Here is an 18,082-nt window from a genome sequence, read left to right on the forward strand (position 1 = left end):
CGCGGCAGAAGCTGCCCTTCTACCAGGAGATCGAGTTCTTCGCGCCGCAGCAGTACCGGGGTCTGAACCAGGTCGAGGTCAGCTTCGTCGCGGACGACCGCGAGATGGACGTCGTCCTGGAGATGGACAAGAAGCCGGGTCTGTTCGGTGAGGGCAGCGACTCGTTCCGTGCGTTCAAGGTGGGTCTGCACGACTTCCACACCACCGACTGGGCGGCTTACCTGAACCAGTGGCTCGCCGAGGTCGGCGGCCGTCGCAACTGGCTCTAGGCTCGGGCCCGTAAAGGCTGCTGAGGCAGTACGGGCGATACGGAGGTTCGACGTGTCCGAGGGCAAGAGGGCGCCGCTCCCGCATGACTTCCATCCGCCGGTGCCGGCGTTCACCGTGGTGAGCGACGACATCGCGCCGGGCGGGGTCCTGAAGGACGCGCAGGTGTACGCGGCGGGGAACACCTCGCCGCAGCTGCGCTGGGAGGGGTTCCCGGCGGAGACGAAGAGCTTCGCCGTCACCTGCTTCGACCCGGACGCCCCGACGGGCAGCGGGTTCTGGCACTGGGTGCTGTTCGACATCCCGGTGTCGGTGACCGAGCTGCCCGCCGGTGCCGGGTCGGGGTCGTTCGAGGGGTTGCCGGCCGGGGCCGTGCACGTCCGGAACGACTACGGTTCGAAGGACTTCGGCGGCGCCGCTCCCCCGGCGGGCGAAGAGCACCGCTACGTGTTCACGGTGTACGCGGTGGACAGCGAGAAGCTCGGTCCGGACGCCGACGTGTCGCCCGCGGTGGTCGGGTTCAACCTGCGGTTCCACACACTGGGACGTGCCCAGTTGGTCGGTGCGTACGCGGCTCCCGCGGCGGTCTGATCGTTCGTTTGTTGTTTGCCCGCTTCTGGTCTTGGAGAGATCAGAAGCGGGCATCTTTTGTTGCGCGGGAAATATTGCGTTGTCCGACCCCGGCCGGCCCGGCCATCGTTGATCCAGGCCCCACCGCCCCGCTCCGGGGCCGGGCCTGCACACGGGAGGTGGGCACAATGCGGGACACGCTGGTACTCAACGCGAGCTTCGAGCCGCTGTCGACGGTCTCTCTCAACCGTGCGGTGGTGCTTGTCCTGACGGACAAGGCCGTCGTCGAGCACGCCCATCCCGATCTGCGGGTCCGAGGTGCGGCCGTCGATCTTCCGGTGCCGCGGGTGATCAGGCTCTGCCGCTACGTCCGGGTGCCGTTCCGAAGACAGGCGCCGTGGTCGAGAAGGGGGGTGCTGGTCCGGGACCAGCACCGGTGCGCGTACTGCGGGAGGCGGGCGACGACCGTCGACCACGTGGTGCCGCGTGCCCAGGGGGGTGGGGACAACTGGCTGAACACGGTCGCCTCCTGCGCCGAGGACAACCACCGCAAGGCGGCGAGGACTCCGGAGCAGGCGGGGATGCCGCTGCTGTTCCAGCCGTTCGAGCCGACGCCGGCGGACGCGATGCTGCTGGCGATGCGGGCGAGCGAGCGGTCGGAGCTCCCGGAGTGGCTGGTGAAGGCCGCCGCGTAACCCTGTCTCGTACGGAAGGGCCCGCCTCCCCCGGTGTGGGGAGGCGGGCCCTTCCGTCGTTCCGGCCGACGCGGTTAACGGAGCGTCAGCTGGAGGATGGCGACGACGCCCACGGCGATGATCACTCCGCGCAGGACGGTGGGCGGCAGCTTGCGGCCGACCTTGGCGCCGATCTGGCCGCCGATGGTGGAGCCGACGGCGATGAGCAGGACGGCCGTCCAGTCGAACTCGGCGACGAAGAGGAAGAAGACGGCGGCGACGCCGTTGACGAGGGCGCCGAGGATGTTCTTGACGGCGTTGATCCGCTGCAGGGTGTCGTGGAGCAGCAGGCCCATCAGCGAGAGGTAGAGCACGCCCTGGGCGGCGCCGAAGTATCCGCCGTACATGCTGGCGAAGAGGAGGCCGACGAGGAGGGCGGGGCCGCCGTCGGGGTGGGCCTCGGTGCCCGTCTGTTCGCGGCGGCGCTTGACGGCGGCGGCGATACGGGGCTGGAGGAGGACCAGGACGAGCGCGAGGCCGATGAGGACCGGGACGATCGCGTCGAAGGCGTCGGACGGGAGCGCGAGGAGCAGCATCGCTCCGATGAGGCCGCCGACGAGGGCGGCGGTGCCGAGGCGGATGACGCGGTGCTTCTGGCCCTTGAGTTCGGCCCGGTAGCCGATGGCCCCGCTGATGGAACCGGGGACGAGGCCGAGGGCGTTGGAGACGTTCGCGGTGATCGGGGGGAGTCCGGTCGCGAGAAGGACCGGGAACGTGATGAGCGTTCCCGATCCGACGATGGTGTTGATGGTGCCGGCGCCGATGCCTGCGGCGAAGACCGCCAGGGCTTCCCAGATGGACAACGCCATCTCCTTACATGGTCAGTGAGTCGCCTCCCCGCCCTGACGTCGCCGGGGTCGAGGGGCTCGCACCGATCATGCACGAGGATTACGTGTACGTGTCAGTCAACCGGCGGTTCGTCTCGCCTTTCGGTCCCCGCGGCCTTGGTGTTGAAGCCGGGGACGCTGCCGTCCTTGTTTCCGAAGGCGCCCGAGAGGCCCTTGAGGGCGTCGCCGATCTCGCTGGGCACGATCCAGAGCTTGTTGGCGTCGCCCTCGGCGATCTTCGGGAGCATCTGGAGGTACTGGTACGAGAGCAGCTTCTGGTCCGGGTCGCCGGCGTGGATGGCCTCGAAGACCGTACGGACGGCCTGGGCCTCGCCCTCGGCGCGCAGGGCGGCGGCCTTGGACTCACCCTCGGCGCGCAGGATCGCCGACTGCTTCTCGCCCTCCGCGGTGAGGATGGCGGACTGGCGGGTGCCCTCGGCGGTGAGGATCGCGGCGCGCTTGTCGCGCTCGGCGCGCATCTGCTTCTCCATCGAGTCCTGGATGGAGGTCGGCGGCTCGATCGCCTTGAGCTCGACGCGGTTGACGCGGATGCCCCACTTGCCGGTGGCCTCGTCGAGGACGCCGCGGAGGGCCGCGTTGATCTCCTCGCGGGAGGTCAGGGTCCGCTCCAGGTCCATGCCGCCGATGATGTTGCGCAGGGTGGTGACGGTGAGCTGCTCGATCGCCTGGATGTAGCTGGCGACCTCGTAGGTCGCGGCCCTCGCGTCGGTCACCTGGTAGTAGATGACCGTGTCGATGTTGACGACGAGGTTGTCCTGGGTGATCACCGGCTGCGGCGGGAACGGGACGACCTGCTCGCGCAGGTCGATCCGGTTGCGGATCGAGTCGATGAACGGGACGACGATGTTCAGCCCGGCGTTGAGCGTGCGGGTGTAGCGGCCGAAGCGCTCCACGATCGCCGCGCTCGCCTGCGGAATGACCTGGATCGTCTTGATCAGGGCGATGAAGACGAGCACCACCAGAATGATCAGGACGATGATGACTGCTGACATCGTGTTCCCCGTGCCCTTCGCTGCCGGTCGACTGCCGGGTGGCCTTCGATGATCGAGTTTCGCAGATGACGGAATGTCATGGGCGAGGTTCGGTCACATGACGACGGCGGTGGCCCCGTCGATGTCCACGACGTCGACCTGCTCGCCCGGTTCGAAGGTCTGATCGGAGTCGAGCGCCCGCGCGGACCAGATCTCGCCCGCGAGTTTGATGCGGCCTCCGCCGCCGGCGTCGACCCGTTCCAGGACCACGGCCTGACGCCCCTTCAGGGCGTCGATGCCGGAGGCGTGTTGGGGTCTGTCGTTGCGGTGGCGGGCGGCGATGGGGCGCACCACCGCGATCAGCGCCACCGAGACGACGACGAAGACGAGCACCTGGGCGACGACGTCGAAGCCGAGCGCGGCGGTCACCGCCCCCGCGACCGCTCCGACGGAGAACATGCCGAATTCGGGCATCGCGGTCAGGACCAGCGGAATGCCGAGCCCCACCGCGCCGATCAGCCACCAGACCCATGCGTCGATGTCCACATGGTCATGGTAGGGCGGTGGGGTCCTCCGGGACAGGGCGCGGGCGGCTGTGCGGGACGCCGGCGCTTCGTCCGCTACTTCAGGGGCAGGCCGTGGGCGGTCCAGCGGTCGCCGACGCGCTCGACGACGAGCGGCAGGCCGAAGCAGTGCGAGAGGTTGCGCGAGGTCAGTTCCATCTCCACCGGACCGGCGGCGAGGACCTTGCCCTGACGGATCATCAGGACGTGGGTGAAGCCCGGCGCGATCTCCTCGACGTGGTGGGTCACCATGATCATGGAGGGGGCGTACGGGTCGCGGGCCAGGCGGCCGAGACGGCGGACGAGGTCCTCGCGGCCGCCGAGGTCGAGGCCGGCGGCGGGCTCGTCGAGGAGGAGGAGCTCGGGGTCGGTCATCATCGCGCGGGCGATCAGGGTGCGCTTGCGCTCGCCCTCGGAGAGGGTCCCGAACTTCCGGTCCAGGTAGTCGTTCATGCCGAGGCGGTCGAGGAAGGCCTTGGCGCGCTGCTCGTCGACCGGGTCGTAGTCCTCGTGCCAGGTGGCGGTCATGCCGTACGCGGCGGTGAGGACGGTCTGCAGGACGGTCTGGCGCTTGGGGAGCTTCTCCGCCATGGCGATGCCGGCCATGCCGATGCGGGGACGGAGCTCGAACACGTCGGTGCCGACGCCGCCGAGCCGCTCGCCCAGGATGTGGGTGGTGCCCTTGGTGGGGAAGAGGTAGCTGGAGGCGATGTTCAGAAGGGTGGTCTTGCCGGCGCCGTTGGGTCCGAGGATCACCCAGCGCTCGCCCTCCTTGACCGACCAGGAGACCTCGTCCACCAGAGCCCGTCCGTCGCGGACCACGGATACGTCCACCAGCTCCAGTACATCGCTCATGAGCGCGTTGTCTCCCCTTGCGGTCGAGTCGTGTCGTCGCCTTGCGCCGGTGGGCGCGGCGTCCAGGGGAAAACCTACGTTATCGACGGAGCGGGCCGGTCCCTAGGGCTTCCTTTGAGTCCCCCGGTGCGCCCAGGGCTCCCCCTAGTCTTGGGGGATGCTTTCGGAACCACGCTCAGGACGCCTGGCCGCCTGGGGCAATGCCCTGCTGGCCGGGGCGGTGTCGCCGGACGAGGCGGCGCTGGCCATTGTCGGGGAGGACGCGGTGCACCGCGTGGAGGGGCTGCCGGGTGAGGCGCGGCCGGTGGGGCTGACGCTGGCGCTCGGCCGGCTGCGGCGGCTCGGGGTGACCGGGTGGCGGGTGGCGCTGCCCGCGCCGGGGCATCCGCTGGGGCTGAGCGGGCCGCCGGATTTCAACGCGCGCGCCTTGGAGGCGGAGGAGGCGGTGGTGGGCCACGGAGCGCCGTACGGTCTCGTGCCGGAGGTCTCGGAGGCGGGGCCGGTGGGCGACGTCCATGTGGAGGTGGTCTGGCGCTGTCTCGCGGTGCGGGAGGCGCCGCCGGCGGACGTTCCGTCGCTCGGTGAGGCCGAGCGGGAGCTGGCGGAGGCCCTGCGGGACGCGACGGCGGTCCTGACCCGGCTGGACGTGGCGGCCTCGGGCCCGGCGGCGGACGCGGCGCGGGAGGCGTACCGGGCGCGGGCGGAGGTGGGCCGGGAGGTCCTCGCCCCGGGCTACCCGGCGCGGGCGGTGCGGGTCCTGGAGCTGGCGCAGCGGGTGGGTCTGCTGGTGGACCTGGCGTACGACCACGGGCACGGGGGTGCGGTGAGCGCCTCGGAGATGGCGGCGCGGGGGGAGGCGCTGCGGCCGGTGGAGCGGGTGGCCCGACGGGCCCAGGTCGCCGCGTACAACGCGTACGTGGAGGAACGGGAGCGGGACCGGGGCTTCTGATGTCCTCGGCGCGGGGTCGGCCGGATCGGCTCGGCTCGGCTCGGGCGACGGCGGACGGGGGCTGGTGCGGCTGTCGGACGACGAGAACCGGCCCCCGGGATCTTCCCGGGGGCCGGTGGGTTCGTGCGGCGGTCAGCCGTTGAGGGCGTGGTTGCCGAAGGCCGGGTTGAGCAGGCCGATCACGTTGACCGTGTTGCCGGAGACGTTCACGGGGACGTGGACCGGGACCTGCACCAGGTTGCCGGAGGCGACACCCGGCGAGTTGAGGGCCGCGCCCGTGGCCTCGGCGCCGTGGGCGGAGGCGACACCCGCACCGGCGGCGACGATGCCCCCGGCGACCATGGTGAGGGCAGCGGCCTTCTTGAGGTTCTTCACTTGGTACATCCTCCTGGTCATCGCCGCGGCCGATCGGCCGCGGCACGTCATGGAGAACGCGGCGCGCCCCGCGAGGTTGCGCCGAACGGGGGACATACACACGACGGTATGAAGGACAGAACGGTCGTGCGCCCGGCGCACAGGGGGCGCGCGACCGGGGTGCGGGTCAGTCGGTGAGACCGTTCCGGACCGCCCAGAGGGCCGCCTGGGTACGGTCCGCGAGGTCGAGCTTCATGAGGATGTTCGACACGTGCGTCTTGACCGTCTTCTCGGAGAGGACGAGCGCGCGGGCGATCTCGCGGTTGGACCGGCCGTCCGCGATCAGGCCGAGGACCTCGCGCTCCCGCTCCGTGAGGGCCGAGCCGCGCCCCGTGCCCCCGTGGGAGTCGTCCTGGGTGAGGAGCGCACCCGCGACCTCGGGCTGGAGCAGGATGTGCCCGGCGTGGACGGAGCGGATCGCGCCGGCCAGCGCGTCGGGGTCGATGTCCTTGTAGACGTATCCGGAGGCGCCGGCGCGGAGCGCGGGGACCACCGTCCGCTGCTCGGTGAAGCTGGTGACGACGAGCACCTTCGCGGGGTTGTCGAGCTCACGGAGCCGCTTGAGGGCCTCGATGCCGTCCGTCCCCGGCATCTTCACGTCCATGAGGACCACGTCGGGGCGGAGCTCCTCGGCCCGCGCGACGCCCTCGGCGCCGTCGGAGGCCTCCCCCACCACCTCTATGTCGTCCTGCACCTCCAGAAAGGTCCGCAGGCCTCTGCGGACGACCTGGTGGTCGTCGACCAGCAGGACACGGATCTGCTTGTCAGCCACCGGGAACCTCCATCTCGATCGTGGTGCCCTCGCCGGGGGCCGAGGTCACGGTGAGCGATCCGCCGACGCCGCCCGCCCGGTCCCGCATGGAGACCAGGCCGAGGTGGCGCCCCGCAGTGCGGACCGTACGCGGGTCGAAGCCCTTGCCGTCGTCGGTGACGGTGAGCCGCGCGCCCTGGCCCGCGCGGGCGAGGGAGACGGTGACGAGCGCCGCGTCCGAGTGCCTCAGGGCGTTGTGCAGGGCCTCCTGGGCGACCCTGAGCACCGCTTCCTCCTGTGCGGCGGGCAGCGCGCGCGTCCCGGGGCTCTCGAAGGTGACCCGGGCGGCGTGGGCCCGGTCCAGGACCTGGATGTGGGTACGGAGGGTGTGGACGAGGCCGTCCTCGTCGAGGGCGGCGGGGCGGAGCTCGACGACGGCGGCACGCAGCTCGTCGGCGGCCTCGGCGGCGAGCAGGGCGACCTGCTGCAGCTCTCCCTTGGCACGGGCGGGGTCGCGGTCGACGAGCGCGGCTGCGGCCTGGGCGGTCAGCCGGAGCGAGAAGAGCTTCTGGCTGACCGCGTCGTGCAGCTCGTGGGCGAGGCGGGAGCGCTCCTCGGCGATGGTGAGTTCGCGGCTGCGCTCGTAGAGACGGGCGTTGGTGAGGGCGATGGCCGCGTGCTGGGCCAGGATCCCGAGGAGTTCCTCGTCCTCGGCGGTGAAGCCGCAGCCGCCGTTCTCCTTCGGGCAGCGCTTGTTCGCGAGGAAGAGGGCTCCGAGGATCTCGTCGCCGTCCCTGACGGGGAGGCCGAGGAAGTCGGACATCTCGGGGTGCGCGGCGGGCCAGCCCCCGAAGCGGGGGTCCTGGCGGACGTCGGCGAGCCGCTCGGGCTCGGCCTTGTGGAGCATCGCGGCGAGGATGCCGTGCTGGCGGGGCAGCGGGCCGATGGCCTTCCACTGCTCGTCGCTGACGCCGTCGACGACGAACTGGGCGAAGCCGCCGTGGTCGTCGGGGACGCCCAGGGCCGCGTACTCCGCGTCGAGCAGCTCGCGGGCGGAGGCGACGATCGTCTTGAGGACGTCGCGGACCTCCAGGTGGCGGCTCATGGCCAGGAGGGCGGTGCTCACGGCGGCCAGGCCGGAGCTCGGTCGATGGCTCATGTGTTCACCGTACCGGCGGGCCGTGACGGTCCGTATCCGTCCGGAGACCGCGGCGGAGGGGGACCGGGGACCTAGGTCGTAGTGCCCCCGGGCCCTGTCCTCCTTCAGGAGGAGGGGACTTACTGTGCGCATTGCTCAGGCAACGGCTGGTCAGTTCGTTACGTGCCCGATGTGAGCCCGCGCATAGGACCCAGGTCACTTACGAAGTCCCCTAGTGGACCCCCAGAGGGGTGGTCAGGGTGGGGTGAGCCCGACATAAGGGCGCTTCTGTGGTCCGTGCACGGGCCCCTGATCCACTACCCGGGATCGTACGTCACACCTTTGCCAGGGCATTTTGCGGCCGCTAAGAATTGCCCCCGTCGCCGCCGAGCTGGCGAGACACCGCCCCGGTGGAGCGACCCCCCAGCGATTCGAAGAGGTAGTCCGTTATGTCTGCGAACACCCCTGGCCACAATCGTGGTCTGAAGAAGACCCACAAGGCCACGATCGCCGGCGTCGCCGCCCTGGGCGCCGCGGCGCTCACGCTCTCGCTCATCCCCGGCAACGGCTCGACCGAGACCGAGCCCCAGGCTCTCTCGGGCACGCAGCAGGTGGCCTGGTCGTACAACGCGAACAGCCCGCAGGCGAAGGCCCTGGCCGCCAGCGTGACCGAGCAGCACACCACCGTCGGCCTCAAGGCCAAGCAGGAGGCCGCGGCGAAGGCCAAGGCCGCCGCCCAGGCGAAGGCCACCGCCGCCGCCAAGGCGAAGGCGGACGCGCAGGCCAAGGCCGCCGCGAAGGCGAAGGCGGCCGCCAAGGCGAAGGCCGCGGCGAAGGCGAAGGCCGACGCGAAGAAGCGTGCCGCGGCGAAGACGGCCGCGAGCCGTTCCGTCGCCCGTACCCCCGTCTTCGCGAACAACCTCGACGGCTGGATCCGCGAGGCGCTGTTCATCATGGACAAGCACAACATTCCGGGCAGCTACCACGGCCTGCACAAGAACATCATGCGCGAGTCCAGCGGCAACCCGCGGGCCATCAACAACTGGGACATCAACGCCATCAACGGCATCCCGTCCAAGGGTCTGCTCCAGGTCATCTACCCGACCTTCAAGACCTACCACGTGCCCGGCACCGCGTTCGACCAGTACGACCCGGTCGCCAACATCGTCGCCGCCGCCAACTACGCGGCCGACCGCTACGGCTCGATCGACAACGTCAACAGCGCGTACTGATCGCACTCGGTCCGCTGTCGCACGCCGAAGGGCGGCACCCCCGCACTGGGGTGCCGCCCTTCGGCGTCGTCGCTCAGTCGGTCACTTGCGCATGACCTCGGGCTCGTGGCGGCGCAGCAGCCGCGCCACGGCGACACAGCAGACGGCGGCCATGAAGAGCTGGATCCCGAGGTCGAGGCTCCACTGGCCGACCGTGTGCTCCCACAGCGGGTCGGTGTCGGTGGGGTTCTTCGGGTCCCACGGCGGCATGAGGCGGCCGAGGTCGAGGGTGGTGCCGGCGCCGGCGATGCCCCAGCGGGAGGGCATGAGCCAGGCGAACTGCTCCAGGCCGGGCGAGCTGTACACCTGGAAGAGGATGCCGGTGAAGACGACCTGGATGATCGCGAACATGACCAGCAGCGGCATGGTCTTCTCGGCGGTCTTCACCAGGGCGGAGATGACCAGGCCGAACATCATCGAGGTGAGGCCGAGGGCGATCACCTGGACGCACAGCTCGGCGGCCGGCGGCATGAACAGGCCCTCGGCGGGCAGCTCGCGGGTCGAGAAGCCGATGGCGCAGATGATGACGCCCTGGAAGGCCGTGATCAGGCCGAGCACGATGACCTTGGACATCAGGTACGCCGAGCGGGACAGGCCGGTGGCCCGCTCCCGTTCGTAGATGACCCGTTCCTTGATCAGCTCTCGTACGGAGTTGGCGGCGCCGCTGAAGCACATGCCGACCGCGAGGATCAGCATGATCGTGCCGGCGTCGCCGTTGAAGCGGGACGGCGGCTTCGGCGAGCCGAGGCCGAAGTCCGCCGGGATGACCACCGAGACCGCGCCGAGGACGGCGGGCAGGATGACCATCAGGCCCAGGAAGCCCTTGTCGGAGGCGATCACGGAGACGTAGCGGCGGATCAGCGTCCACAGCTGGGAGCCCCAGCCCTGCGGCTTCGGCGGGCGGGTCATCGAGTGCTGCGGCATCTGGACCGGCTGCGCGGCGACGGCGTCGATGTCCGCGGCGTACAGCTGGTAGTGCTGCGAGCCCTTCCAGCGGCCCGCCCAGTCGTAGTCGCGGTAGTTCTCGAAGGCGGAGAAGACGTCGGCCCAGGTCGAGTAGCCGAAGAAGTTCAGCGCCTCGTCCGGCGGGCCGAAGTACGCCACGGAGCCACCGGGGGCCATGACGAGCAGCTTGTCGCAGAGGCCCAGCTCGGCCACCGAGTGGGTGACGACGAGGACCGTGCGGCCGTCGTCTGCCAGGCCGCGGAGCAGCTGCATGACATCGCGGTCCATGCCCGGGTCGAGGCCGGAGGTCGGCTCGTCCAGGAAGATCAGCGACGGCTTGGTGAGGAGCTCCAGGGCGACGGACACGCGCTTGCGCTGACCACCGGAGAGGGAGGTGACCTTCTTCTCCTTGTGGATGTCGAGCTTGAGCTCGCGCAGCACCTCGCCGATGCGGGCCTCGCGCTCGGACTCGGCGGTGTCGCCGGGGAAGCGGAGCTTGGCGGCGTAACGCAGCGCCTTCTGGACGGTCAGCTCCTTGTGCAGGATGTCGTCCTGCGGGACCAGACCGATGCGCTGGCGCAGCTCGGCGAACTGCTTGTAGAGGCTTCGGTTGTCGTAGAGAACGTCGCCCTCGTTGGCCGGGCGGTAGCCGGTCAGCGCCTTGAGCAGCGTGGACTTTCCGGAGCCGGACGGGCCGATGACACCGATCAGCGACTTCTCCGGGACGCCGAAGGAGACGTCCTTGAGGATCTGCTTGCCGCCGTCGACCGTGACCGTGAGGTGGCGGGCCGAGAAGGAGACGGAGCCGGTGTCGACGAACTCCTCGAGCTGGCCGCCGACGAGCCGGAACGTCGAGTGGCCGACGCCGACGATGTCCTGGGGGCCGAGGAGGGCGGAGCCGCCCTTGGTGATCGGCTGACCGTTGACGTACGTGCCGTTGTGCGAGCCGAGGTCGCGGATCTCGAAGCGGCCGTCGGGCGTCGCGTGGAACTCGGCGTGGTGCCGAGAGACCTGGAGGTCGGAGACGACCAGTTCGTTCTCGAGGGCACGGCCGATGCGCATGACGTGGCCGAGGGCCAGCTGGTGGAACGTGGTGGGGCTGCGGTCGGCGTAGGCCGCCGAGGGCCCGGAGGCGGGACCGCCGTGGCCGGGCACCTTCTGCGCCAACTGCTCGACGGGGCCGCCCTGGCCCTGCTGGTGCGGGACCTGCTGGCGGGCGGCCTGCGGATGCACGGGCGGCGGGCCCTGCTGCTGCCAGTTCTGCGGCGGCACCTGGTGCTGGCCCTGCTGCGGCGGGGCCTGATGCGTGATCCACTCGGCCTGGGCGGCCTGCTCCGCCGCCTGGTGGGCGGGGACCTGGTGGGCCGGGGCCTGGGCCGCGGCCGGCTGCTGGTGGGCCGGGGCCTGCTGGTGGGCCGGGGCGCCGGCGGCGAGATTCAGCCGGGGGCCGTCGGTGGCGTTGCCGAGGTGGACGGCCGAGCCGGGGCCGATCTCCACCTGGTGGATCCGTTGCCCCTGCAGGAACGTGCCGTTGGTCGAGCCGTGGTCCTCGATGACCCAACTCCGGCCGCCCCAGCTGATGGTGGCGTGGCGCCACGAGACCCTGGCGTCGTCGATGACCAGGTCACCCTGCGGGTCGCGGCCCAGGGTGTACGACCTGGACGGATCGAGCGTCCAGGTCCTTCCGTTCAATTCCAGTACGAGTTCTGGCACTCCATGCCCCACTACTTGTCCCCCGATGTACCCCCGTCGCGGGGAGTCCAGGGATGCGAATCATCCTGGGGAACTATTTCAGGCCCGGTCCCCTCTCCGAAAGTCGGGCCGCGTGAAGACCCGGCGCAGGCTCTCCGGGAACGCCCCCGGGGGCAAGGGTGCGACCGCCCGGGTGTCCGCTGGGCGGGACGGGGGGTCGAGTGGCACACGGTGCCCGATACGGTGGAAGCACCATGAGCGCATCGCAGACCTCAGACGTTCCCACCCTTCTCGTCAAGATCTTCGGGAAGGACCGTCCCGGGATCACCGCGGGACTCTTCGACACCCTCGCCGCCTACTCCGTCGACGTCGTGGACATCGAGCAGGTCGTCTCCCGCGGCCGCCTCGTCCTGTGCGCGCTCGTCACCGAGCCGACCGTCGCCTCGCAGGGCGAGCTCCGTGCGACCGTGCACAGCTGGGCCGAGTCGCTGAAACTCCAGGCCGAGATCATCTCGGGTACGGGCGACAACCGTCCCCGAGGTGAGGGGCGCTCGCACGTCACCGTGCTGGGCAACCCGCTGACGGCGGAGCAGACGGCGGCCATAGCGGCCAGGATCGCGGAGGCCGGCGGCAACATCGACCGTGTCTTCCGGCTGGCGAAGTACCCGGTCACGGCCGTCGAGTTCGCCGTCTCCGGCTGTGAGACCGAACCGTTGCGGACCGCCCTCGCCACCCAGGCGCACAGCATCGGGGTCGATGTGGCCGTGGTCTCCGCCGGGCTGCACCGGCGGGCCCAGCGGCTCGTCGTCATGGACGTCGACTCGACGCTGATCCAGGACGAGGTGATCGAGCTCTTCGCGGCGCACGCCGGGTGCGAGGACAAGGTCGCCGAGGTGACGGCCGCGGCGATGCGCGGTGAGCTGGACTTCGAGCAGTCGCTGCACGCGCGCGTGGAGCTGCTCGCCGGGCTCGACGCCTCGGTGGTCGACAAGGTCCGTGCCGAGGTGCGGATGACGCCCGGGGCCCGGACCCTGATCCGTACGCTCAAGCGGCTCGGCTATCAGGTGGGGGTCGTCTCGGGCGGGTTCACGCAGGTCACGGACGATCTGAAGGAGCGGCTCGGGCTCGACTTCGCCTCGGCCAACACCCTGGAGATCGTGGACGGCAAGCTGACCGGGCGGGTGACCGGTGAGATCGTGGACCGGGCGGGCAAGGCGCGGCTGTTGCGCCGGTTCGCGGCGGAGGCCGGTGTGCCGCTGGCGCAGACCGTGGCGATCGGCGACGGGGCGAACGACCTGGACATGCTGAACGCGGCCGGTCTCGGTGTGGCATTCAACGCGAAGCCGGTGGTGCGCGAGGCCGCGCACACGGCGGTGAACGTGCCGTTCCTGGACACCGTGCTGTACCTGCTGGGGATCACCCGCGAAGAGGTCGAGGCCGCGGACGGCGGCGAGGAGGACCTGCAGCACTGAGCCGCGGGTGACCCGTGCGGGAGAGGGCCCGGCCGTCGGATGACGGCCGGGCCCTCTCCCGTACGGATACGGCGGAGGCTCACGGGTCCGGCCGTGGGCCCACGGGTCCGGCGGGGGGCTCACCGGTCAGGCACACGGGTCCCGCCCGGCCCACCTGCCAGGCGTACGGGTCCCGCCCGGCCCACCGGTCAGTCGTGCGGGGTCCAGAAGTCGACGAGGCGGCCGGTGCCGTGCTCCAGGGACTTCCACGAGCCGGTGAAGGTGAGGACGGCGAAGGCGGAGGTCGGGAAGCCGCTGCGGTTCATCCGGGGCAGCGCGTCGCCCTCGGACCCGCCCGCGAGAGCGTCGGCGAGGGTGTGCATGCCGGGGTTGTGGCCGATGACCAGGAGGTCGGACACGTCCTCCGAGGTCTCGTTGAGCAGGGCGATGAGCTCGCCGAGCGAGGCCTCGTACAGCCGCTCCTCGTACACGGTCTTCGGGCGCTCGGGAAGGGCCTGCACGGCCAGCTTCCAGGTCTCGCGGGTCCTGGTGGCGGTGGAGCAGAGGGCCAGGTCGAAGGCGATGCCGGTCTCGGCGAGCCGGCGGCCGGCGACGGGGGCGTCCGCGCGGCCTCGCTCGGCGAGGGGGCGCTCGTGGTCGGACTCCTGGTTCCAGTCCGCCTTCGCGTGTCGGAGCAGCACGATCCTGCGGGGTGTGTCGACGCTCATGGTCCTCAGCTTCGCACGAAACGGCTCCCGCCGACTCAGAGAGAGAGCGTTTGCTGGACCCGCTCCAGGAACCCTCCGACCCCCGGGTCACCGGCCGCCGCGTGGGCCTCACCGGGCCCGCTCATCAGCAGCAGAAGGGCGACGAACGCGATCGCCGGGAGGGCGAGGGCCCACCAGGGCAGCCGGGTGTCGGCACCGGACGCCCCGGGCCGGACGCGGGTGGACGTATGGGCCGACATGACCGCCTCCGTGGGTGAGAGCTCCGCTTTCCCTGTTGTCTCCAACCTAGGGATCGCGGGCCCCTCGGCCCATCCGGTGATCCACCCACTTGACCCTGAGTCCCGCCCCCTAGGGGATGCGGGGGTTACCCCCACCCCCGGACCGGAGGGCGTGTGTCACGGGGAGGCGATCGAGGCGATGACGCCGATGACGACCGTGATGCCGATCATCGCGCCGAAGACGATGAGGAGCTTCTTCTGGCCGTTCGGGGGGTTGGGTTCGAGAACTGGCATGGCGACAGTCTCGCATCTCAGGATTCGTCCTCGAACGTCCGGTCCCTGCCCGCCAGGGTTCCGACGATCATCTGCGGCACCATGAGCCCGCCCATCAGGGCGATCGGCAGTCCCCAGCCGCCACTGTGCTGGTAGAGCACGCCGACGAGGAGCGGACCGGGGATGGAGATGAGGTAGCCGACGCTCTGCGCGAAGGCGGAGAGCCGGACGACTCCGGCACCGGTGCGCGAGCGCATGCCGATCATCGTGAGGGCGAGCGGGAAGGAGCAGTTGGAGACGCCGAGGAGCACGGCCCAGGCCCAGGCGCCCGCGGCGGGGGCGAGGAAGAGGCCGGTGTAGCCGGCGAGGCCGCAGAGGCCGAGGGCGACGACGATCGGGCCCTGGTTCCTCATCCGGGTGGCGAGCCGGGGGATCACGAAGGCGAGCGGGACGCCCATGACCATGGTGACGGCGAGGAGTACGCCCGCGGTGGAGGCGGGGACGCCGGCGTCGCGGAAGATCTGCGGCATCCAGCCCATGGTGATGTAGGCGCCGGTGGCCTGGAGGCCGAAGTAGCAACCGAGGGACCAGGCGGTGCGGCTGCGGGTGATGCGCGGGGCGGCGGTCTCCGCCGCGGCGGCGGCGGTCGTCCTGGCCGCCCGGGTGGCGCGGTCCCGGTCGCGGACGAGCGGGATCCAGGGCAGGACGGCGAGCGCGGCGATGGCCGCCCAGACGCCGAGGCCGATGCGCCAGTCGCCGCCGAGGGCGGCGGTCATGGGGACGGTCGCGGCCGCGGCGATGGAGGTGCCGAGGGCGAGGGCCATGGAGTAGAGGCCGGTCATGCTGCCGATGCGGTCGGGGAAGTACCGCTTGACGATGACCGGCATCAGGACGTTGCTGACGGCGATGCCCATGAGGGCGAGGGCGCTGGCGGCGAGGAAGCCGACGGTGCCTCCGGCGAAGGGGCGCAGGATCAGGCCGGTGAAGATCGCGGCCATGCCCGCGCAGACGACGGCGGCGGGGCCGAAGCGGCGGGCGAGGCGCGGGGCCGTGATGCCGAAGACGGCGAAGCAGAGCGGGGGGACGGAGGTGAGGACGCCGGCGACGGTGCCGCTCATGTGGAGGTCCGCGGTGACCTCTTCGAGGAGGGCGCCGAGGCTGGTGATGGCGGGGCGCAGGTTCAGCGCGGCCAGGACGAGTCCGACGGTGACGAGGCCGAGGGTCCAGCGCCGCGTCCGCTCCTGTGCGGGAGAATCGCCGGCGACGGCGGCTCCGGGCGGGGTCGTGGTGGCCGGAACAGTGGCCGTGGCCGGTCGTGCGGTGGGGTCGAGGGTCTTCGGCTCGTCAGGCATGAGGCCATCATAGAATCATGGGATGATTGGTTGTCCAATCTCGAACGACTTGGGCGACTCGAACGAATGGGAAGGTGCTCCATGGCCCTCGGCCACCCCCGGCGCGCAGGCCTCTCCGATCAGGTGATCGCCGAGCTGCGGAACCAGATCACCTCCGGCGAGTGGCCGGTGGGTTCACGCATCCCGACCGAACCCGAGCTGGTCGAGCAGCTGGGCGTGGCCCGCAACACCGTGCGCGAGGCGGTACGGGCCCTCGCGCACAACGGGCTTCTCGACATCCGCCAGGGCTCCGGCACGTACGTCATCGCCACCAGCGAGCTGGCGGGCGTCATGCACCGCCGCTTCGCCGGCTCCGACCCCCGGCACGTCGCCGAGCTGCGCTCGACCCTTGAGTCCGCCGCGGCCCGGCTCGCGGCCGCGCGGCGCAGCGAGCGGGACCTGAAGCAGCTCGACGCGCTGCTCGTACGACGGGAGGAGGCGTGGGAGTCCGGCGAGGCGGAGCGGTTCGTGAGCGCCGACGCGACCTTCCACCACGCGGTCGTCGCCGCCTCGGGCAACGAGGTGCTCACCGAGCTCTACGCGGACCTGGGCGATCTGCTGCGGGAGTGGCTGCGCGACGACGTCGGGCAGGAGCTGCGGCCGGAGAACTGGATGGACCACGGGCGCCTGGTGGACGCGATCCGGGAGGGCGACGCCGAGCGGGCCGGCGCGGAGGCGGCCGGCTACCCCTACATCTGCCTCAGGAGCCCCGTACCGGAGTCGGGTCGGGAGCCTGGTCCGCCGGCTGGTGAGTGATCCAGGCCGACCGGACCTCCTTCCAGCAGCGGCCGGTCAGCTCGCCGTAGTCGGCGGGGCCGACCTCCACGGGGGCGCTGTCGGAGTCGATGTCCCACCAGCGCTCGCACTCGACGTGGAGCCGGACCCGGTCGGTGCCGGGGTACGGGTTCTGGCAGTGGGCGGTGACGGTCGAGCCCTGGACCACGGTGCGGCAGGAGGCGCCGAAGTTCTCCGGCTCCCCGGCCGGGGTGGCGGCCGGGAGCTCCTCGGCCGGGGCGGGCGCGGCCCGTACCTCGGCGGCGACGGCGATCCCGGTGAGCAGTACGGCGACGGAGACGAAGGCGCCGAACCCGTGACGTATCGCGCGCATGCCCGTACCTCCTCCCCGTCAGCAGCAGAAGCATCACGCTCTGCCCCAGTCTGGAGGGGTTCGCTCTACTTTTCGAGTCGGGCAGGGGTTGCGGAACGGCGAGGGCCGTGTGTCCGCCCCCTCCGGGGCGGACACACGGCCCTGTCGCTCCGACGAGCAGCGGTTACGCGCCGATGGCGTGCAGGCCGCCGTCCACGTGGACGATCTCGCCCGTGGTCTTCGGGAACCAGTCCGAGAGCAGCGCGACGACGCCGCGGCCGGCCGGCTCCGGGTCCGAGAGCTCCCACGACAGCGGGGAGCGGCTGTCCCAGACGGCCGCCAGCTCGCCGAAGCCGGGGATCGACTTCGCGGCCATCGAACCGATCGGGCCCGCCGAGATCAGGTTGCAGCGGATGTTCTGCTTGCCCAGGTCACGCGCCATGTAGCGGCTGGTGGCCTCCAGAGCGGCCTTGGCCGGGCCCATCCAGTCGTACTGCGGCCAGGCGAACTTCGCGTCGAAGGTGAGACCGACGACCGAGCCGCCCTCGCTCATCAGCGGCAGCAGCGCCATCGTCAGCGACTTCAGGGAGAAGGCGGAGACGTGCATGGCGGTGGCCACGGACTCGAACGGGGTGTTGAGGAAGTTGCCGCCGAGCGCGTCCTGCGGCGCGAAGCCGATGGAGTGGACGATGCCGTCGAGGCGGTCGCCCAGGTGCTCGCGGACCTGGCCCTCCAGGCGGGCGAGGTGCTCGTCGTTCGAGACGTCGAGCTCCAGGACCTTGACCTTGTCGGGGTGGGGCAGCTTCTTGGCGATGCGCTCGGTCAGCGTCGGCCGCGGCCAGGCGGTGAGGATGATCTCCGCGCCCTGCTCCTGGGCCAGCTTCGCGGTGTGGAAGGCGATGGAGGACTCCATCAGCACACCGGTGATGAGGATGCGCTTGCCCTCGAGAATTCCGCTCATGGTGA

General features: G+C 71.0%; 21 protein-coding genes (1 of these 21 running past the window's edge). 7 read left to right on the forward strand and 14 right to left on the reverse strand.

Features of this window, described 5'->3' with window-relative positions:
• From OG392_RS08775 to OG392_RS08785, 3 genes are all read left to right on the forward strand, one after another.
• Positions 1 to 269, forward strand: partial view of a sporulation protein gene (locus OG392_RS08775; RefSeq protein ID WP_266890311.1) — the end only. Its footprint begins 514 nt before the window's first position; the window shows 269 of its 783 coding nt (coding positions 515-783); its start codon lies off the left edge, out of view; it ends in the stop codon at positions 267 to 269.
• A gap of 52 nt (positions 270 to 321) precedes the next feature.
• On the forward strand, positions 322 to 858 hold the full coding sequence (locus tag OG392_RS08780) for a YbhB/YbcL family Raf kinase inhibitor-like protein (RefSeq protein WP_329277298.1): 537 nt from the start codon (positions 322 to 324) through the stop codon (positions 856 to 858).
• 167 nt (positions 859 to 1,025) lie between these two features.
• Positions 1,026 to 1,532 (forward strand): HNH endonuclease, encoded by a 507-nt coding sequence (locus tag OG392_RS08785; RefSeq protein ID WP_329277300.1) that lies wholly within the window; start codon positions 1,026 to 1,028, stop codon positions 1,530 to 1,532.
• Between the two features lie 74 nt (positions 1,533 to 1,606).
• On the opposite strand, the gene OG392_RS08790 is transcribed toward OG392_RS08785, so the two are convergent.
• The 4 genes from OG392_RS08790 to OG392_RS08805 form a co-directional block, all read right to left on the reverse strand.
• A complete protein-coding gene (locus OG392_RS08790) occupies positions 1,607 to 2,380 on the reverse strand; it encodes a sulfite exporter TauE/SafE family protein (RefSeq protein ID WP_329277302.1) in 774 nt (257 codons plus the stop codon).
• Positions 2,381 to 2,472: 92 nt separating this feature from the next.
• Positions 2,473 to 3,411 carry an SPFH domain-containing protein gene (locus OG392_RS08795; RefSeq protein ID WP_015032638.1) on the reverse strand — a complete coding sequence of 313 codons (939 nt, stop codon included), beginning with the start codon at positions 3,409 to 3,411 and terminating at the stop codon, positions 2,473 to 2,475.
• 93 nt (positions 3,412 to 3,504) lie between these two features.
• Positions 3,505 to 3,936, reverse strand: coding sequence for an NfeD family protein (locus OG392_RS08800; protein ID WP_329277307.1), 432 nt, complete (start codon positions 3,934 to 3,936; stop codon positions 3,505 to 3,507).
• A gap of 74 nt (positions 3,937 to 4,010) precedes the next feature.
• Positions 4,011 to 4,808, reverse strand: coding sequence for an ABC transporter ATP-binding protein (locus OG392_RS08805; protein WP_329277309.1), 798 nt, complete (start codon positions 4,806 to 4,808; stop codon positions 4,011 to 4,013).
• 157 nt (positions 4,809 to 4,965) lie between these two features.
• On the opposite strand from OG392_RS08805, the gene OG392_RS08810 reads away from it, so the two are divergent.
• Positions 4,966 to 5,757 carry a hypothetical protein gene (locus tag OG392_RS08810; RefSeq protein WP_329277311.1) on the forward strand — a complete coding sequence of 264 codons (792 nt, stop codon included), beginning with the start codon at positions 4,966 to 4,968 and terminating at the stop codon, positions 5,755 to 5,757.
• Between the two features lie 132 nt (positions 5,758 to 5,889).
• On the opposite strand, the gene OG392_RS08815 is transcribed toward OG392_RS08810, so the two are convergent.
• The 3 genes from OG392_RS08815 to OG392_RS08825 form a co-directional block, all read right to left on the reverse strand.
• On the reverse strand, positions 5,890 to 6,132 hold the full coding sequence (locus OG392_RS08815; protein WP_329277313.1) for a chaplin: 243 nt from the start codon (positions 6,130 to 6,132) through the stop codon (positions 5,890 to 5,892).
• A 166-nt stretch (positions 6,133 to 6,298) separates the two neighbouring features.
• On the reverse strand, positions 6,299 to 6,943 hold the full coding sequence (locus OG392_RS08820) for a response regulator transcription factor (protein WP_329277315.1): 645 nt from the start codon (positions 6,941 to 6,943) through the stop codon (positions 6,299 to 6,301).
• Positions 6,936 to 8,081, reverse strand: coding sequence for a GAF domain-containing sensor histidine kinase (locus tag OG392_RS08825; RefSeq protein WP_329277316.1), 1,146 nt, complete (start codon positions 8,079 to 8,081; stop codon positions 6,936 to 6,938). The genes OG392_RS08820 and OG392_RS08825 overlap by 8 nt, the downstream gene beginning before the upstream one ends.
• Before the next feature lie 428 nt (positions 8,082 to 8,509).
• Here OG392_RS08825 and OG392_RS08830 point away from each other — a divergent pair, with 428 nt between their 5' ends.
• Entirely contained in the window at positions 8,510 to 9,292 is a 783-nt protein-coding gene (locus OG392_RS08830; RefSeq protein WP_329277318.1) for a transglycosylase SLT domain-containing protein, read from the forward strand.
• Positions 9,293 to 9,373: 81 nt separating this feature from the next.
• Here OG392_RS08830 and OG392_RS08835 read toward each other — a convergent pair whose 3' ends face one another.
• A complete protein-coding gene (locus OG392_RS08835) occupies positions 9,374 to 12,001 on the reverse strand; it encodes an FHA domain-containing protein (RefSeq protein WP_329277320.1) in 2,628 nt (875 codons plus the stop codon).
• 221 nt (positions 12,002 to 12,222) lie between these two features.
• On the opposite strand from OG392_RS08835, the gene serB reads away from it, so the two are divergent.
• Positions 12,223 to 13,440, forward strand: a complete 1,218-nt coding sequence (gene serB, locus OG392_RS08840) for a phosphoserine phosphatase SerB (protein WP_329277322.1) — start codon at positions 12,223 to 12,225, stop codon at positions 13,438 to 13,440.
• Positions 13,441 to 13,628: 188 nt separating this feature from the next.
• Here serB and OG392_RS08845 read toward each other — a convergent pair whose 3' ends face one another.
• The 4 genes from OG392_RS08845 to OG392_RS08860 all read right to left on the reverse strand — a co-directional run bounded on the left by OG392_RS08845 (position 13,629) and on the right by OG392_RS08860 (position 15,990).
• Complete coding sequence (locus OG392_RS08845; RefSeq protein ID WP_329277324.1) at positions 13,629 to 14,147, reverse strand: SixA phosphatase family protein; 519 nt, start codon at positions 14,145 to 14,147, stop codon at positions 13,629 to 13,631.
• 35 nt (positions 14,148 to 14,182) lie between these two features.
• Positions 14,183 to 14,386, reverse strand: coding sequence for a hypothetical protein (locus OG392_RS08850; RefSeq protein ID WP_329277326.1), 204 nt, complete (start codon positions 14,384 to 14,386; stop codon positions 14,183 to 14,185).
• 156 nt (positions 14,387 to 14,542) lie between these two features.
• Complete coding sequence (locus OG392_RS08855) at positions 14,543 to 14,659, reverse strand: SGM_5486 family transporter-associated protein (protein WP_329277328.1); 117 nt, start codon at positions 14,657 to 14,659, stop codon at positions 14,543 to 14,545.
• 17 nt (positions 14,660 to 14,676) lie between these two features.
• Positions 14,677 to 15,990 (reverse strand): CynX/NimT family MFS transporter, encoded by a 1,314-nt coding sequence (locus tag OG392_RS08860; protein WP_329277330.1) that lies wholly within the window; start codon positions 15,988 to 15,990, stop codon positions 14,677 to 14,679.
• An 81-nt stretch (positions 15,991 to 16,071) separates the two neighbouring features.
• Here OG392_RS08860 and OG392_RS08865 point away from each other — a divergent pair, with 81 nt between their 5' ends.
• The gene (locus tag OG392_RS08865) at positions 16,072 to 16,785 is read left to right on the forward strand and encodes a FadR/GntR family transcriptional regulator (RefSeq protein WP_329277332.1); all 714 of its coding nucleotides are present in this window, start codon (positions 16,072 to 16,074) and stop codon (positions 16,783 to 16,785) included.
• Here the strand turns inward: OG392_RS08865 and OG392_RS08870 are convergent.
• Positions 16,730 to 17,137, reverse strand: a complete 408-nt coding sequence (locus OG392_RS08870) for a hypothetical protein (RefSeq protein WP_329277334.1) — start codon at positions 17,135 to 17,137, stop codon at positions 16,730 to 16,732. The genes OG392_RS08865 and OG392_RS08870 overlap by 56 nt on opposite strands.
• Before the next feature lie 163 nt (positions 17,138 to 17,300).
• Complete coding sequence (gene fabI, locus OG392_RS08875; RefSeq protein ID WP_329277336.1) at positions 17,301 to 18,077, reverse strand: enoyl-ACP reductase FabI; 777 nt, start codon at positions 18,075 to 18,077, stop codon at positions 17,301 to 17,303.
• Between the last annotated feature and the right edge of the window lie 5 nt (positions 18,078 to 18,082).

The organism is Streptomyces sp. NBC_00691 (genome assembly GCF_036226665.1).
Taxonomy (GTDB): Bacteria; Actinomycetota; Actinomycetes; order Streptomycetales; family Streptomycetaceae; genus Streptomyces.

Excerpts from the sequence above, each read along its gene's own strand:
- OG392_RS08785 (WP_329277300.1), top strand. The coding sequence starts at position 1,026 with ATGCGGGACACGCTGGTACTCAACGCGAGCTTCGAGCCGCTGTCGACG.
- OG392_RS08790 (WP_329277302.1), bottom strand. The coding sequence starts at position 2,380 with ATGGCGTTGTCCATCTGGGAAGCCCTGGCGGTCTTCGCCGCAGGCATC.
- OG392_RS08795 (WP_015032638.1), bottom strand. The coding sequence starts at position 3,411 with ATGTCAGCAGTCATCATCGTCCTGATCATTCTGGTGGTGCTCGTCTTC.
- OG392_RS08805 (WP_329277309.1), bottom strand. The coding sequence starts at position 4,808 with ATGAGCGATGTACTGGAGCTGGTGGACGTATCCGTGGTCCGCGACGGA.
- OG392_RS08810 (WP_329277311.1), top strand. The coding sequence starts at position 4,966 with ATGCTTTCGGAACCACGCTCAGGACGCCTGGCCGCCTGGGGCAATGCC.
- OG392_RS08825 (WP_329277316.1), bottom strand. The coding sequence starts at position 8,081 with ATGAGCCATCGACCGAGCTCCGGCCTGGCCGCCGTGAGCACCGCCCTC.
- OG392_RS08830 (WP_329277318.1), top strand. The coding sequence starts at position 8,510 with ATGTCTGCGAACACCCCTGGCCACAATCGTGGTCTGAAGAAGACCCAC.
- serB (WP_329277322.1), top strand. The coding sequence starts at position 12,223 with ATGAGCGCATCGCAGACCTCAGACGTTCCCACCCTTCTCGTCAAGATC.
- OG392_RS08845 (WP_329277324.1), bottom strand. The coding sequence starts at position 14,147 with ATGAGCGTCGACACACCCCGCAGGATCGTGCTGCTCCGACACGCGAAG.
- OG392_RS08850 (WP_329277326.1), bottom strand. The coding sequence starts at position 14,386 with ATGTCGGCCCATACGTCCACCCGCGTCCGGCCCGGGGCGTCCGGTGCC.
- OG392_RS08855 (WP_329277328.1), bottom strand. The coding sequence starts at position 14,659 with ATGCCAGTTCTCGAACCCAACCCCCCGAACGGCCAGAAGAAGCTCCTC.
- OG392_RS08860 (WP_329277330.1), bottom strand. The coding sequence starts at position 15,990 with ATGCCTGACGAGCCGAAGACCCTCGACCCCACCGCACGACCGGCCACG.
- OG392_RS08865 (WP_329277332.1), top strand. The coding sequence starts at position 16,072 with ATGGCCCTCGGCCACCCCCGGCGCGCAGGCCTCTCCGATCAGGTGATC.
- OG392_RS08870 (WP_329277334.1), bottom strand. The coding sequence starts at position 17,137 with ATGCGCGCGATACGTCACGGGTTCGGCGCCTTCGTCTCCGTCGCCGTA.
- fabI (WP_329277336.1), bottom strand. The coding sequence starts at position 18,077 with ATGAGCGGAATTCTCGAGGGCAAGCGCATCCTCATCACCGGTGTGCTG.